Here is a 14,040-nt window from a genome sequence, read left to right as displayed (position 1 = left end):
CTGCGTTCGGCACTGCCGAGCGACGACCTGGGCAAAACGAGTTGCTCAGGGCACGATCACGGCGCGGCCGGTGATCTCCCCGCGGTGCAGCCGCTCGTACGCCAGCGGCGCCTCGTCGATGCCGTAGGTCTCGGTGTGCACGGTCAGCGCGCCGGAACGCGCCATTTCCAGCACCTCGATCAGCTCGTCGCGGGCGCCCCAGTACGGCGCGGCGACCGACACCTCGAACGGCGGCGAACCGAACCCCACCTGCAGCCGCCCGCCTGCGACACCGACGATCGTGACGTCGCCTTCCACTGCGACGCAGCGGCTGGCGATCTGCACGGTGGGTTCGGCACCGACGAAGTCGAGGACGACCTCGGCGCCGAGTCCGCCGGTCAGCTCCAGCACCTTCGCCGGTGCCGACTCGTCCGAGCGCAATGCGTGGTGCGCGCCGACCTCGCTCGCTAGCTGCAACGCGCTGTCCGCGACGTCCAGTGCGATGACCTGCGCCGGAGTCATCTCGCGCAGCATCTGCACGCCCAGGTGCCCCAGGCCGCCGGTGCCGATGACGACCGCGGTGCTGCCCGCGACCAGCTTCGGCAGCGAGCGCTTGATCGCGTGGTACGGGGTGAGCCCTGCGTCGGTCAGCGGCGCCGCAGCCACCGGGTCCAACCCGCGCAGCGGCACGACGTGCCGCGGGTCGTCGACGAGCATGTACTCGGCCATCGCCCCGGGCGAACCGAGGCCCGGCGGCATGATGCCGAGGTCGGCGGCCCGCGGGCAGTAGTTCTCCTTGCCCGCGGCGCACTTGTGGCACGCCCCGCAGCCCCACGGGCCGTACACCGCGACCTGGTCGCCCTCGGACAACGTGCGGACCCCGGGCCCGAGCGCGGCGATCTCGCCGACGCCTTCGTGGCCCAGCGTCAGCGGCATCGGGTACGGGAGGTCTTCCGCCGGCCAGCTCATCACCGTGATGTCCGAGTGGCACATGCCCGCGGCGAGCACGCGCAGCAGCACCTGCCCGGGGCCCGGCTGCGGGATCGGAATCTCGACCACCTGCGGCTTTCCGCCGACTTCGGTGTACTGGACGGCATTCATCGAGCTCATCGCCGAGTCCCTTCAGCGCCGTGACCGCTTTGGCGATCATTTTGGCGCCATTCGCAGCCCTCCGTCCATGCGCACGACCTCGCCGTTGAGGTAGTCGTGCTCGATGATGTTCGTCGCCAGCAGCGCGTAGTCGCCGGGCACGGCCAGCCGCTTCGGGAACGGCACGCCTTCGGCGAGCCCGCTGCGGTACTCCTCGCTGACCGTGGCCAGCATCGGGGTGTCCACGATGCCGGGGGCGATGGTCATCACCCGGATCCCGGAGGAGGCGAGGTCCCGCGCGGCGGGCAGCGTCAGGCTGGCCACTCCGCCCTTGGACGCTGCGTAGGCGGCTTGGCCGATCTGGCCGTCGTAGGCGGCGACGGAGGCGGTGTTCACCACCACCCCGCGCTGACCTTCCTGGTCAGCTTCGGTGGCGCGGATCGCCGGCGCGGCCAGCCGCAGCACGTTGAACGTGCCGAGCAGGTTGACCTCGAGAACCTTGCGGAACATGTCCAGGTCGTGCGGCCCCTGCTTGCCGCTGATCCGCGCGGACGGCCCGATGCCCGCGCAGTTGACCACGATCCGCAGCGGCACGCTCGCACCGGCGGCCTGCTCGACCGCGGTCTGCACCTGCTCGGGGTCGGTGACGTCCGCGCCGCTGTAGGTCACGCCGTCCACGAGCGGCGCCTTGCCCACGGTGTCCGGCAGGTCGATGCCGAACACGCGCGCTCCCCGCTCGGCGAGCGCCCGCGCCGTCGCCGCCCCGAGCCCCGATGCCGCGCCGGTCACGATCGCCGCGGTACCGCTGATCTGCATGGGAATCCTCCTAGTCGATCGGTGCGCACCGAACGGTACTGCGAGCCTGCTTTCCAGTACTGGTCGCCTTGGGTCGACCCCACCTCGGATAGTTCCGCAAAGTTGCCATTTCTGCGGGCAGATCCCCTGCTAGCGTTCCGCCCGAAGTCGACCAGTCTTGCGGAGGGATGCACCCGGCTATGGGGATGTTCGATTGGCTCACCGGCACGAAGCGACCGGGGACCGGCGTGCAACCGCGTCCCGTGCACGAGGTGCACGAGGCGCTGCTGACGGTGAACGATCCGGCCGCGCCGTACCTGGTCCGGGACGGCTCGGCGGAGTCGGTCGACCTGGTAGCGGAGTGGCGCATCGTTGATGCCGACTGGTACACGTTTTTCGCTAAAGTCGGCCTCACCAGGACGTTCAAGGTGCTGATGCGATACGACCCGCAGCAGTGCGAAGTCCGCTCGGTCGATGAGGAATGGCAGGTCGAGTGGAAATCCGGCGTGCCGGAGCTGTCCCGCTCTGTGGAGAAGCATCGTGGGCAGAAGCGTGAGGTTTCGTTCCAGAAAACGTTCGCCTTCAATAAGAAAGGCGAATACGACAAGGTCGTGGACTACAAGTTTTCCACGGGTGAGCTGAAGAACCCATTGCAGGACGCAGTGATCGGGTGCGGCTGGACCTGGCGTGCGGTCAGCTTTGGAAAGCTCTGAGGATCGACGGGCCCGAAAAGCTCCGCGTTGGTTCCGAAGCAACACGATGGTCAGCGGTAGCGGTAGTCCGCGTCGGGATATTCACGAGCTGCGGGGTCGTTCCCCGGGGGAAGGTTAGGCGTATCCGGAATCGGTCAATTTGAACGGGGTCCGGGTATGCTCTGAAAGAAGAGGATTTGCGCATGGGGGAAGGCTTCGATGTGGGCCCCGAAGAATTGCGGAAGCTGGCGTCGAACATATCCGAAGTGGTGAGCGAATCCGATGCTGAAGTATTCGCGCGGATCGGCCGCGACGGAATGGATTTCGGGCACGGCGCGCTGAGCGCGGCTTTCCGCGACTTTTGCTCGGGTCTGGAGTCCTCGGTGAACGTGCTGAAACAGACCGCGGAATCGGCGGGCGATTCGCTGCGCGAATCCGCGCGGACTTACGAGGTGGGCGACGACGCGGCACGGCAGTCAATCCAGCAATCCGATGGGGGCGTCTGATGGCGGCGGAACTGGGGCAGACCACCGATCCGAAGGCGCTCGTGCCGGGCGAACCGGACGCGATCGATGGGAAGGCCCGCGAACTGCGCGTCGAGGGACACAAGCTGTCCGGCATCGGCGATGAGTTGAAGCGGGTCGATGTCGGCAGCTGGAAGGGCGAGGCCAGCGAAGGGTTCACGACTGCTTTCAGCAAGGAACCGCCGAAATGGCTCAAGAGCAGCGATGCGGTCGAAGACGCTTGCCGTGCCTTGATCGAGTACGCGCACACGTTGCGCTGGGCACAATCTCAGGCGGCTCAAGCCGTTGAACTCTGGGAGCAGGGCGAAGTGGCGACAGGGCAAGCCACCGCAGCGCACCAGGCGGCGATGGAACGCGCTAACGCGAACGAAGCGGCGGGTGGCCCGTCGAGCGTTCTGGGTGCCTCCTCGGACCCGGGAGAGAAGCTGCGGCAAGAAGCGCGTGAACAGCTCGACCGGGCTCGCAACCAGGTCGACGAGGTGGGGATGCGTACCGCTGGCGCCGTCGGCGGTCGGCCGGGTGCAGGACAAGGCGCGCTCGGTGCGCTTGTCGATGCTGTGACCAGTACATGGAAAACGGACGGCAAGGCCGGGGTCAGCGGGCCGGGCGCCGGGGTCGCAGCCTCCGGAGCAGGACCGAAAGGCCAGCTGGGGCAGATTCGTGCCTATGCCGAACTCGCCAAGGCCAGTGCCGAGGGGTCGGTGAGCAACGACCTGTTCAAACTCAGCGGCAAGGCAGAAGCGGGCGTGCTGGCCGAAGCCACAGCGTCCGCGTCCTTCAGCAAAGACGGCGTCGCGGGAACCGCCGAAGCGATGCTCGGGGCGAAAGCTAGTGCGGAGACCAAGGCCGAGGCTGGTCCGCTGGCGGTCGGCGGCAAGGCCGAAGGGATGGCAGGTGCACGCGCCGGCGCCAGCACGACGCTGGGCAAGGGCGGGCTTTCCGCGGAGGCCGACGCGTTCGCAGGCGCGAAGGGTAGCGTCGAAGGAAGCGCCGATGTCGGCGGTATCGGTGTGACCGGCAATGCCGAGGGATGGGCCGGTGCGGGCGCCGAAGCCGGAGTTGATTTCGGCATGAACGAGGACGGGGAATTCGAGATCGGCGCAAACGCGGGGTTGGCCCCGGGGCTCGGCGGCAAACTGGGGTTCGAAGTCACCGTCGACCCGGCCAAGGTCACCAAAACCGCTGGCGATGCCGCCGGTGCCGTCGGCGATTTCGTCGGACTCTCCTGACCGCCACAGCGCATGGCCGCCCCGCCTGTACCACCGAATGGAGTTCGAAATGGTCACGTCGATGCCGGTGCCGCTCAACTTCCGGCTGCCGGACGGTTGGACGCCTGCCCGCCCGGACGACGTCGGCGCCCCGGGCGCCGCCTTCGTCGCACTGCGCACGGCCTCGCAAGGTCCCGGCTTCACCACCAACATCACGATCGACGGCGAACATCGTTCGGATGAAGTGGAGCTGCCGACGATTGCCGACGAGTCGGTGCAGCAGCTGGCGGACGCCGGTTCCCAGGTTTCCGTGCTGAAGCGGACCGAAGTGGGGGATGCGGAATCCCCCGGGCTCACCCAGTTGCTGAAGATCGTCACGATGACCGGTGACGAGGTGCAGGACTTGACGCAATGCCAGGTTTACTTGGAAATGCCTGATGTGCACCAGCCGCAGCATCGCGCTGTGGTGCGGCTGGTGCTCACTGCCCCGGCCGAGGAGATCGACGGGTTGCTGCCACAGTTCCAGCTGTTCGTGGACTCGGTGCGGTCGAAGAACTGATCGGTCGCCTGCTGCACCGGGATTCGGTGCTGGGGGGTGTTGAACGGCCGGATACCGGGTTGCCACCGTGCGGGCAGCAGTGCGTGAACAGTTTTCAAAAGGGCTTCCCGGTGCGTCGAACTGTGCCACGATCCGATCGGATCAGCTTTCCGGCCTGGGGTTTCCCGGCCGGGCCGCGTGCTGGGAGGTCGGTGCACCGTGTTCGCTCGCCGGATCGTGGTCGTCGGAACCGGTTACGTCGGGTTGACCACCGGGGCGTGTCTGGCGTCGCTGGGGCATCGGGTGGTGTGCAGCGATGTGGACGCGGCGAAGGTGGCGCGCTTGTCCCGCGGTGAGGTGGGGATCCTCGAACCCGGGCTCGCCGAGCTTGTCGCCGAGGGGATCGCGGCGGGGCGGCTGGAGTTCGCGGTCGGTTCGGCGGGTGCGGTCGTCGATGCCGAGGTGGTGTTCCTGTGCGTGCCGACTCCGATGGGGGCCGACGGCGCGGCGGATCTGGCGGCGGTGGAGTCGGTCGTGTCCGAGGTCGCCTGCGCGCTGCCTTCCGGGTGCGTGCTGGTGTGCAAGTCGACCGTGCCGGTCGGTACCTCGGCGCGGGTGGCCGAGCTGGTCGGGCGACCGGACGTGCCGACCGTGTCCAACCCGGAGTTCCTGCGCGAAGGTTCCGCGGTGCACGACTTCCTCAACCCCGACCGGATCGTCGTCGGATCCGACTCGCAGGACGCCGCCGAGCGGGTCGCCGCGCTCTACGCGCGCCTCGGAGCGCCGACCGTGCTGACCGACGCCGCCAGCGCCGAACTGGTCAAGTACGCGGCGAACTGCTTCCTGGCCACCAAGTTGTCCTACGTGAACGCGGTGGCCGAGCTGTGCGAGCGGCTCGGCGCGAACATCTCCGACGTCACCGAGGGCATGGGCTACGACCGGCGGATCGGGCAGTCCTTCCTGCAGCCCGGGCCGGGCTGGGGCGGCTCGTGCCTGCCGAAGGACACCGCGGCGATGATGCGGGTCGCCTCGTCGGTGGGATTCGAGTTCGAACTGCTCGGCGCGGCGATCGACTCGAACGCGCGGCAGCGCGAGCGCGTGGTGGACAAGGTCGCCGACGCGTGCGGGGAAGGCTTGCGGCGCTCGCTGGAGGGGGTGCGGCTGGGCCTGCTCGGGCTCACTTTCAAGGCGGGCACCGACGACCTGCGGGATTCTCCGGCGCTGGCGGTCGCGGAGCTGCTGGCCGCGCGGGGTGCGGAGCTGGTGGCCTGCGACCCGGGGTTGTGCGGTGACGAGCCGGGCCTGCAGGGCGTGGTTTCGCTGGTCGACGACCCGTACGAGGCGGCGAAGGGATCGGCGGGGCTCGTGGTGCTGACCGAGTGGCCGCAATTCCGGGCGCTGGAGTGGCCGCGCGTGGCCGGGCTGCTGGCCGGGCCGGTCGTGGTGGACACCCGCAACCACCTCGACCCGGACATGCTGCGCCGCGCGGGAATCACCTGCCACGGCGCCGGACGGGTCGCCGTGGGTTGAGTCCGCTGAGCACTGCTCTGTTGATCGACCCGGGCGCCGTCGGAGGGCGCCCGCGATCAGCTCGCAACCTGTGGACGGTGCCGTTCCAGACGTCTCCGGACGCTTCCGCGGGAACGGGCGGTGGACAGCTCGGCGAAGCGAACGTGAACGGTTGACGAGTCGTCCTTCAGCTTTCCGCACTGTGCGGCTTCGCCAGCGGAAACATGCCGTCCACAAGTTGTGGACAAATCCCGTTTCCACAGGTCCGGCCTGTGGATGAACGGGGTTGTGGGCCGGGTTGTGCACAGCTGTGGATCGAGTTGTCCACAAGTGTGCACAACTGCGATTCGCGCCGCGCCGGCGAGCACCGCAGGCTCACGCCCCGAGCCGGTAGCCCATGCCGCGCACCGTCCGAATCCGGTCGCTGCCGATCTTGCGCCGCAGCGCGCGGACGTAGACGTCCACGACGTTGGAACCGGGATCGAAGTCGTAACCCCACACGTGCGAGAGGATCTGCTCCCGGGACAGCACCTGCCCGGAATGCCGCAAGAACAGCTCCAGCATCGCGAACTCCCGCGCCGTGAGGTCCACCGTCGAATCCGGCAGCTGCACCCGGCGGGTCCGCAGGTCCAGCGACAGCTCCCCCTCGCGCAGCACCGTCACGTCCGGCGTGCGCTCCGCCGAGCGCAGCCGCAGCCGCACCCGCGCCAGCAGCTCCTCGAACCGGAACGGCTTGGTCATGTAGTCGTCCGCGCCGCCTTCCAGCCCGGCGACCGTGTCGCTGACCGAGTCCCGCGCCGTCAGGATGATCACCGGGATGCTCACCTGCCGCGCCCGGACCTGCTGCAGCACCGCGAAGCCGTCCGGACCCGGCAGCCCCAGGTCGAGCACCGCCAAGTCGAAATCACCACTGATCAGGTGCCGGAACGCGCTGTCCCCGTCGCCGACCGAGGTGGTGCTGAACCCGTTCGCGCGCAGCCCCTTCTCCAGGAACGCCGCGATCCGCCCCTCGTCCTCGATGATCAGGATCTTGCTCATCAGTGCGCCTCCTCGGCGGTCGGGGAAGGGGCGGTCGCCGGCGGCCGGGCGGGCAGCTCGAGGGTGAACGTGGCCCCGGACCCGGGTTCGGAGCGCACCCGGACGGCGCCGTGGTGCGCTTCGGCGATCGCGGCCACGATCGCCAGCCCCAGCCCGGCACCGCCGCGGCGCCCGGAGCTGCCGTGCGCGAACCGGCCGAAGATCCGCTCCACCTCGGCGGCCTCGACGCCCGGCCCGCGGTCGGTCACCCACAGCGCCAGGCGCCCGCGGTCCAGCGCGGAGCCGAGCCGGATCTCCGATCCGTCCTCGGTGTGCTGCACCGCGTTCTGCGCTAGCTGCACCATCGCCTGGGTCAGCCGTTGCGGGTCGACCACCACGTCGCCCTCGCCGATGCTCTCCAACACCCATCTGCGGTCCCCGAGCGAGCGGACCTTCGCCTCGATGTCGCTGGTCAGCTCCGCCAGCGGGAATTCGGTGGGCGTCACGAAATCCGGCCGGTCGGCCTTGGCCAGCATCAGCAGTTCCTCGACGATGCGGGTCATCCGGTCCAGCTCGTCGGTGCACAACCGGACCACCTCGTCGCGCTCGGCCGGGTCGTCCCCGAGCAGTTCGAGGTGTCCGCGCACGATCGTGATCGGGGTGCGCAGCTCGTGGCTGGCGTCGTCGACGAACTGCCGCTGGGTGCGGAACGCGGCCTCCAGCCGGTCCAGCATCGCGTTGAACTGGTAGGCCAGCGCGGCGATGTCGTCGCGCCCCTCGACCGGGATGCGCCGGGTCAGGTCGTGCTCGCTGATCTCGGCCGCGGTGTGCCGCACGGTGCGCACCGGCGCCAGGATGGCGCCCGCGACCACCCACGAAGAACCGGCGGCCAGCAGCACGCCGAACGCGCTGACCAGCGTGAGCGTCTGCGCCGCGCGGCGGACCTCGGCGAGTTCGTGCTCGGTGAAGTGCGCGGTGACGAACCACGCCCGCCCGCCCTGGGCGGTCACCGCCTGCACCTTCACCCAGCGCACCGGTCCGGCACCGGTCTGCGCGGTGCCGTGCGCGCGGGGGTCGGCGGTGATGCGTTCCAGCAGGCCGGGTTCCTGCACCGCCCGCTTGGTGCCGGTGTCCTGCGACTGCATCCGCCAGTCCAGGCCGGTCGGGGTCTGCCACGCCCCGATCAGCGCCTCCCAGGCGTCCGGGTACTGGCGGCCGAGGTGGGAGTCGAACAACTGCGCCGGGTCGCCGAGCAGCGCGCCGGTGGCGGGGTCGCGCCCGGTGCGGGCGTAGTTGACGAACTCGCCGACTTCCTGCTCCATCGAGCCGGTGACCTTGTTCATCGCCTCGTTGTGCAGGAACTGCCACACCAGCAGGACCACCGCGGTCAGCACCGCGACCAGCACGAGCAGCATCCACGCCATGATCTTCGCGCGGGCGGGGAGGCGGATGCCGCGCAGCGGCTCAGTCATCGTCGGGGTCGTCCGGTTCGGGCTCGTCGTCATCGTCCGGTTCGGGTGGCGGCAACTCCGCGGTCGGGGCGGGGCCGGTGCTCGGCGCGGGCGCCGTCGGCACCGGCGTGGACGGACCGGGGGAGATGCCGACGCGCACTTCGGCGGGCACCTGCGGAGTTCGCGGGCCTTCGGTCAACGCGTAGCTGAGCACGACGACGAGCAGCGGCAGCGCCAGCGCGGCGAGCAGCAAGGACAACCGGGGCACCGACCGCATGGCTCCACCCTCCCGGTCGCGTCGGGGGTGCGCGATGAATTGTGGATGAGAACTCCTTCATGCGAACCGGGTCCGGGGCGCCACGGCGAGGCGCTAGCCTGCTCGGCGAACGGCGCGCGAGGGGTTTGGACATGGACGAGGACGGCGACCGGTTGCTGGACTGGACCGGGGAGCGCTGCGTGCCCTGGGCAGACGACGTGCAGGTGATCTACGAGCACTACCACCGCTACGCGCTGGCCGCCCGGTTCGTGCGCGGCAAGCGGGTGCTCGACCTGGCCTGCGGCGAGGGCTACGGCGCTGCGCTGCTGGCCGCCGAAGGCGCCGAGGTGGTGGGTCTCGACGTCGACCCGGCCGCGGTGCAGCACGCGACGCGGCGCTACGGCGGCCGCGGCGTCTCGTTCCGCACCGGCTCGATCACCGATCCGGCGGCGCTGGCCGAGGAGAAGCCGTTCGACGTGGTCGTGTGCTTCGAGGCGATCGAGCACGTCGAAGATCACGACGCGGTGCTCGCACTGGTCCGCTCGAGCCTGCAACAGGGCGGGTTGTTCCTGGTCAGCACGCCGGACACGACGATCTACCAGCACGCGCACGGCAACGACAACCCGTTCCACGCCAAGGAGCTCTCCGCCGCGGAGTTCGATTCGCTGCTGGAGGGCGCGTTCCGGCACGTGGCGGTGCTCAAGCAGAACACCGCGGTCGGTTCGGTGCTCGCGCCCGCCGACCACGGCGATCCGGACACCGCGATCGAGGGCGTCCGGTTGCAGACCTTGCACCGCGAGAGCTCCGAGTCGTGGACGGTGCACCAGGGCCTGCCGCACACCTACCTGCTCGGCGTAGCGTCGGATCGGCGGTTGCCGAAGCTGCCTGCCGCGGCGGTGCTGCTCGACGACGAGCTGACGCTGGCCCGCGGTGCGCAGGACGTGCGCCCGGTCGTCGAGCAGCGCGACGAGGCCGTCGCCGACGTGGCCAAGCTCAACGAGCTCTACCGAAGCAGCCGCGCGGAAGCGGACGAGCTGAAGGGCGCGGTCGCCCGGCTCGAAGAGCTGCGCAAGGCCGAGGAACGGCGCGCCGTGGCGGCCGAGTCCGAACGCGAACGCTTCCGCGCCGAGTTGGCGCAGGTCAACGAATTGGTCGAAGGCGCTCGCCGGAACGCGGAACGCGACGGGGCCCGCATCGAGTGGTTGCGCGAAACCGTCGCTCGGCTGGAGGAGCGCGCCGCCGGAGCCGAGCACCGCGCCGGTGAGCTGACCACCCGCAACGCCGAACTGGAAGCGCAGAACTCCGCGCTGGTGCAGCGCGCCGTGCGCAAGTACCGCACCGTCGTGGAGCGCGTCGCGCCGCGCGGCACCACCCGCCGCGACGTCTACGAGATCGCCCTGGGCCGCGAGCCCGGTTCGGCGCGCCCGGCCGTGCAGCAGGAGACCGGCCCGATCGCGGTGCCGCGCAGCGACGAGCCGGTGGTCAGCGTGATCGTGCCGGTGCACGGCAAGTGGCCCTACACGCGGCAGTGCCTGCGGTTCCTCGCCGGGCACCTGGTGTCGGTGCCGTTCGAGGTGGTCGTGGTGGACGACGCCTCGCCGGACGACAGCGCGGCCAAGCTCGCCGCCTGCGACGGGGTGCGGCTGGTGCGCGCGGAGCGCAACCTCGGGTTCATCGGTGCCTGCAACCTCGGGGCCGAGCACGCGCGCGGCAGGCACCTGTTCTTCCTGAACAACGATGCCGAAGTCACCGAGTCCTGGTTGGACACCCTGATGTCCACGATGGACTCGGACGAGCGGATCGGGCTGGTCGGCGCGAAACTCGTCTATCCCGACGGCAGGCTGCAGGAGTGCGGCGCCGTCGTGTGGTCCGACGGCACCGGCTGGAACCTCGGCCGCGGCGGGGATCCGGACGCCGCCGAGTACAACGACGTCCGCGACGTCGACTACTGCTCCGGTGCGGCGATCCTGGTGCGCGCCGGGGTGTTCCGCGAGGTCGGCGGTTTCGACGGCCGGTTCGCGCCCGCCTACTACGAGGACACCGACCTCGCGTTCGCCGTGCGCGCGGCCGGCTACCGCACCGTGGTGCAGCCGAAAGCCGTGGTGGTGCACCACGAGGGCATCTCGAACGGGACCGACGCGTCCACCGGCGTGAAGCGGCACCAGGAGCTCAACCGGCAGGTGTTCGTGGACAAGTGGGCCGACGCGCTCGCCGACCACCTGCCGGAAGCCTCGCCGCGCAACCTCTGGATGGCCCGCAACCGCGGCACTCGCGGGCATCGCGGGCCGATCGTGCTGGTCAAGGACCACCAGGTACCGCGGCCGGACTTCGACTCCGGGTCGGTGCGGATCCGCCGGATGCTGGCGCAGCTGGTCGAACTCGGCGCGCGGGTGGTGTTCTTCCCCGGCAACCACGCCCGGCTGGAGCCCTACACCGGGGACCTCCAGCAGCTCGGCGTGACCGTGCTGCCCGCACCCGAGCTCCAGCAGGCGTTCCTGGCCGAAGCGGGCGCGGAGATCTCGCTGGCGCTGCTGTCCCGCCCGCAGGTCGCGTGGAGCCTGGTGGAACAGCTGCGCACCGACGCGCCGCAGGCGCTGATCGCCTACGACACGGTGGACGTGCACTTCCTGCGGTTGCAGCGGCAGGCCGCGCTGGCCGCGGAGCAGGCGGAGCCGGAGCTGGCGAAGTCGTTGCGGCGCAAGGCTCTCGCGTCCCGCGAGATGGAGCTCGGGCTGACCCGGGCCTGCGACGTGACGCTGGTGGTCTCGGAGGCCGAGCAGGAGCTGCTCGCCGAACTCGTCCCGGACGCCGACGTGCGCGTGCTGTCCAACGTGCACGACGTGCGCGCGGAGCCCGCGCACCCGTGGGGACGCCGCGACGTGCTGTTCGTCGGCAGCTTCGACCACCCGCCGAACCGGGACGCGGCCTTGTGGGCGGCGCGCGGGATCATGCCGCTGGTCCGCGAGCAGTGCCCGGACGCGGTGCTGCACGTCGTCGGCTCCAACCCCACCGAGGACGTGCTGGCGTTGGCCGGGGACGGCGTGCAGGTGCACGGCTGGGTGCCCGACCTGCGGGCGCTCTACGACGGCGCGCGGGTCACGCTCGCCCCCTTGCGGTTCGGCGCCGGGGTGAAGGGCAAGGTCGGCGAGAGCGCCGGGTTCGGGGTACCGGTGGCCGGCACGACGCTCGCGCTGGAAGGCATGCACCTGGAACCGGAGCGGGACGTGCTGGTCGCCGACGACGCGCCGGGACTGGCCGCGGCCGTGGTGCGGCTGCTCACCGACGACGCCACCTGGTCGCGGCTGTCCGCCGCGGGCATGGCCGGAGTGTCCGCGCAGTTCGGTCCGGCGGTTTCCGCCGCCGCCCTCGCCGAGCTGCTGGGGACGGTCAGCGCGCCGTGATGCGCGCCCGCGCCCAGGAGTTGTTCACGTAGCCCTTCGGATTCCACAGCTGCGCGGCGCTTTCCGGCTGCACGGCCGCGGAGGTGTCCCACGCGCGAGCGGTGCTCGGCACACCTTCCGCGCGGTTCCGCCTCGCCGGATACCCGCTGCGGCCGCGTCGAACAGGGGGAGTCAGCCGCGCACGGTCGGCGGGGTCTGCGAGAGCTGCTGCGTGAGCAGCTGCTGGAAGGTGTTCTCCGCGTTCTGCTCGTTCGGGTCGCTGGTCTCCACGATGACCACGAACCCGTGCGCTACGTAGGCGGTGCGGAACACGCCGCCGCCGGTGGTCACCACCTGCACGCCCTGGTACGACAGGTCCTTGTCGGGGCTGAGTCCCTGCTGGTCGTTCAGGTACGCCTGCGCGACGGCCGAAGCGGCACCGTCGTTCGGCATCCGCACGGTCAGCAGCACCACCGAGGGCGGCCCGTCGGTGCGGTTGATCCAGCCGTCGATCATGCCGCCCTGCAGCGCCGCATTGCGCACCGGATCGCGCAGCACACCGGCCTTCGGGCCCTCCAGGGCGGGACGGTCCAGCGGGCCGTTGAACGGGTGCGGCGGCCCGGGCGGGGTCGGCACCAGGACGGCCTGCGAAGCCGCGGGCGGGGCCTTCGCGGGAGGCGGCTCGGGCAGCGGTTTCGTGGTCGGAGCCGGTGGCGGTGGCGCCGGCTGCGCGGTGGGGGCCGGAGCCGGCTGCCCGCCTCCGCCGGAAGTGGTGAAGTAGAAGACGCCCGCGACCACCACGACGACCAGCAGGACCGAACCGATGACCACGCCGGTGATCATCTTGCCCTTCGAGGCCCCTTCGGAGACCTCGAAGACCTCCGGCCCCTGGCGCATCCAGCTGGTGTCGCCGTGCTCCGGCGGCTGGCCCCATGCCGTGTTCGCGTTCCAGCCCTGATTCCACTGCTGCTGGTCCGGCCACTGCTGCTGGGAGCCGACGTTGACGGTCTGCGTGCTGTCCGCCCCGGTGAGCGGGTTCGGCACCACGTGCGTGGGTTCGTTCGACGGCTGCGGCTGGTTCTGCTGCTGGGCGGCCTGCGCTCCCTGCGCGGCGGCGGCTCCCCAGCTGAACGCGGGCGGGAACGGGCTGGACTGCTCACCCTGCTGACCGCCCGGCTGGGCGAACCCGCCGGAGGGGGTACCGGGACCGGATGCGCCCGGGGTCTGGTTGCCCGGGGACTGGCCACCCGGCTGCTGCGCGGAACTCCCGGCGGAGCCTTCCTGCCCCTGCGCCCGGCCGGCCAAAGCGTCCCGCCGGGACCGGTACTCCTCCGCGGAGATCCTGCCCGCCGCCAGTTCGGCATCCAGGTTCTGCAGCTCGTCTTGCCAGGTCACCGATGCGCCCTTTCCGGATTTACCGAGTCGTGATCACCGGCCATTCTGCACCAGGCAGCGCATCGCGGGAGCCACCTCCCGGATAACGATCCAGCGGGTGTGACCACTCGCTCCCGCCCGCGCGCGACGATCGCACTTCCGATCTCGACGGCACCCGATACGCTACCCGGCGTCGCGGATGCGCCGGGCGGCACGTCGTGGGGGTGA

General features: G+C 70.5%; 13 protein-coding genes. 6 read left to right on the top strand and 7 right to left on the bottom strand.

Annotated elements, in window-relative coordinates:
• Positions 1-45: 45 nt before the first annotated feature.
• Both V1457_RS07395 and V1457_RS07390 read right to left on the bottom strand, forming a co-directional pair.
• Positions 46-1,089 (bottom strand): NAD(P)-dependent alcohol dehydrogenase, encoded by a 1,044-nt coding sequence (locus tag V1457_RS07395; protein WP_307849834.1) that lies wholly within the window; start codon positions 1,087-1,089, stop codon positions 46-48.
• Between the two features lie 36 nt (positions 1,090-1,125).
• Positions 1,126-1,884 carry an SDR family NAD(P)-dependent oxidoreductase gene (locus tag V1457_RS07390; protein WP_200068076.1) on the bottom strand — a complete coding sequence of 253 codons (759 nt, stop codon included), beginning with the start codon at positions 1,882-1,884 and terminating at the stop codon, positions 1,126-1,128.
• A gap of 179 nt (positions 1,885-2,063) precedes the next feature.
• Here V1457_RS07390 and V1457_RS07385 point away from each other — a divergent pair, with 179 nt between their 5' ends.
• The 5 genes from V1457_RS07385 to V1457_RS07365 all read left to right on the top strand — a co-directional run bounded on the left by V1457_RS07385 (position 2,064) and on the right by V1457_RS07365 (position 6,355).
• A complete protein-coding gene (locus V1457_RS07385; RefSeq protein ID WP_200068077.1) occupies positions 2,064-2,576 on the top strand; it encodes a hypothetical protein in 513 nt (170 codons plus the stop codon).
• A 182-nt stretch (positions 2,577-2,758) separates the two neighbouring features.
• On the top strand, positions 2,759-3,061 hold the full coding sequence (locus V1457_RS07380; protein WP_200068078.1) for a type VII secretion target: 303 nt from the start codon (positions 2,759-2,761) through the stop codon (positions 3,059-3,061).
• Positions 3,061-4,308, top strand: a complete 1,248-nt coding sequence (locus tag V1457_RS07375) for a putative T7SS-secreted protein (protein WP_200068079.1) — start codon at positions 3,061-3,063, stop codon at positions 4,306-4,308. The genes V1457_RS07380 and V1457_RS07375 overlap by 1 nt, the downstream gene beginning before the upstream one ends.
• The gene (locus V1457_RS07370; protein ID WP_338601757.1) at positions 4,268-4,846 is read left to right on the top strand and encodes a hypothetical protein; all 579 of its coding nucleotides are present in this window, start codon (positions 4,268-4,270) and stop codon (positions 4,844-4,846) included. The genes V1457_RS07375 and V1457_RS07370 overlap by 41 nt, the downstream gene beginning before the upstream one ends.
• 198 nt (positions 4,847-5,044) lie before the next feature.
• On the top strand, positions 5,045-6,355 hold the full coding sequence (locus tag V1457_RS07365) for a UDP-glucose/GDP-mannose dehydrogenase family protein (RefSeq protein WP_338601754.1): 1,311 nt from the start codon (positions 5,045-5,047) through the stop codon (positions 6,353-6,355).
• A 354-nt stretch (positions 6,356-6,709) separates the two neighbouring features.
• Here V1457_RS07365 and V1457_RS07360 read toward each other — a convergent pair whose 3' ends face one another.
• From V1457_RS07360 to V1457_RS07350, 3 genes are read right to left on the bottom strand one after another with little or no spacing between them, the layout of a single operon-like run.
• Positions 6,710-7,372: a response regulator transcription factor gene (locus V1457_RS07360; protein ID WP_200068082.1), complete on the bottom strand. Its 663-nt coding sequence runs from the start codon at positions 7,370-7,372 to the stop codon at positions 6,710-6,712.
• A complete protein-coding gene (locus V1457_RS07355) occupies positions 7,372-8,823 on the bottom strand; it encodes a cell wall metabolism sensor histidine kinase WalK (RefSeq protein WP_233626556.1) in 1,452 nt (483 codons plus the stop codon). Before V1457_RS07355 ends, V1457_RS07360 begins: the two co-directional genes overlap by 1 nt.
• Complete coding sequence (locus V1457_RS07350) at positions 8,816-9,079, bottom strand: hypothetical protein (RefSeq protein WP_200068084.1); 264 nt, start codon at positions 9,077-9,079, stop codon at positions 8,816-8,818. The genes V1457_RS07355 and V1457_RS07350 overlap by 8 nt, the downstream gene beginning before the upstream one ends.
• Before the next feature lie 131 nt (positions 9,080-9,210).
• Here V1457_RS07350 and V1457_RS07345 point away from each other — a divergent pair, with 131 nt between their 5' ends.
• Complete coding sequence (locus tag V1457_RS07345) at positions 9,211-12,459, top strand: glycosyltransferase (RefSeq protein ID WP_338601747.1); 3,249 nt, start codon at positions 9,211-9,213, stop codon at positions 12,457-12,459.
• On the opposite strand, the gene V1457_RS07340 is transcribed toward V1457_RS07345, so the two are convergent.
• Positions 12,446-12,571, bottom strand: coding sequence for a hypothetical protein (locus tag V1457_RS07340; protein WP_338601744.1), 126 nt, complete (start codon positions 12,569-12,571; stop codon positions 12,446-12,448). The two genes, V1457_RS07345 and V1457_RS07340, sit on opposite strands and share 14 nt — an antisense overlap.
• A gap of 59 nt (positions 12,572-12,630) precedes the next feature.
• Positions 12,631-13,833, bottom strand: coding sequence for a hypothetical protein (locus tag V1457_RS07335; protein WP_338601741.1), 1,203 nt, complete (start codon positions 13,831-13,833; stop codon positions 12,631-12,633).
• Between the last annotated feature and the right edge of the window lie 207 nt (positions 13,834-14,040).

It is taken from the genome of Saccharopolyspora sp. SCSIO 74807, from assembly GCF_037023755.1.
GTDB lineage: Bacteria > Actinomycetota > Actinomycetes > Mycobacteriales > Pseudonocardiaceae > Saccharopolyspora_C > Saccharopolyspora_C galaxeae.
This window is presented reverse-complemented; position numbering and strand designations above follow the sequence as displayed.

What these genes read in the sequence shown, in the direction of transcription:
- V1457_RS07395 (WP_307849834.1), bottom strand. Translation starts at nt 1,089, where the DNA reads ATGAGCTCGATGAATGCCGTCCAGTACACCGAAGTCGGCGGAAAGCCG.
- V1457_RS07350 (WP_200068084.1), bottom strand. Translation starts at nt 9,079, where the DNA reads ATGCGGTCGGTGCCCCGGTTGTCCTTGCTGCTCGCCGCGCTGGCGCTG.
- V1457_RS07370 (WP_338601757.1), top strand. Translation starts at nt 4,268, where the DNA reads ATGCCGCCGGTGCCGTCGGCGATTTCGTCGGACTCTCCTGACCGCCAC.
- V1457_RS07345 (WP_338601747.1), top strand. Translation starts at nt 9,211, where the DNA reads ATGGACGAGGACGGCGACCGGTTGCTGGACTGGACCGGGGAGCGCTGC.
- V1457_RS07390 (WP_200068076.1), bottom strand. Translation starts at nt 1,884, where the DNA reads ATGCAGATCAGCGGTACCGCGGCGATCGTGACCGGCGCGGCATCGGGG.
- V1457_RS07385 (WP_200068077.1), top strand. Translation starts at nt 2,064, where the DNA reads ATGGGGATGTTCGATTGGCTCACCGGCACGAAGCGACCGGGGACCGGC.
- V1457_RS07375 (WP_200068079.1), top strand. Translation starts at nt 3,061, where the DNA reads ATGGCGGCGGAACTGGGGCAGACCACCGATCCGAAGGCGCTCGTGCCG.
- V1457_RS07380 (WP_200068078.1), top strand. Translation starts at nt 2,759, where the DNA reads ATGGGGGAAGGCTTCGATGTGGGCCCCGAAGAATTGCGGAAGCTGGCG.
- V1457_RS07355 (WP_233626556.1), bottom strand. Translation starts at nt 8,823, where the DNA reads ATGACTGAGCCGCTGCGCGGCATCCGCCTCCCCGCCCGCGCGAAGATC.
- V1457_RS07360 (WP_200068082.1), bottom strand. Translation starts at nt 7,372, where the DNA reads ATGAGCAAGATCCTGATCATCGAGGACGAGGGGCGGATCGCGGCGTTC.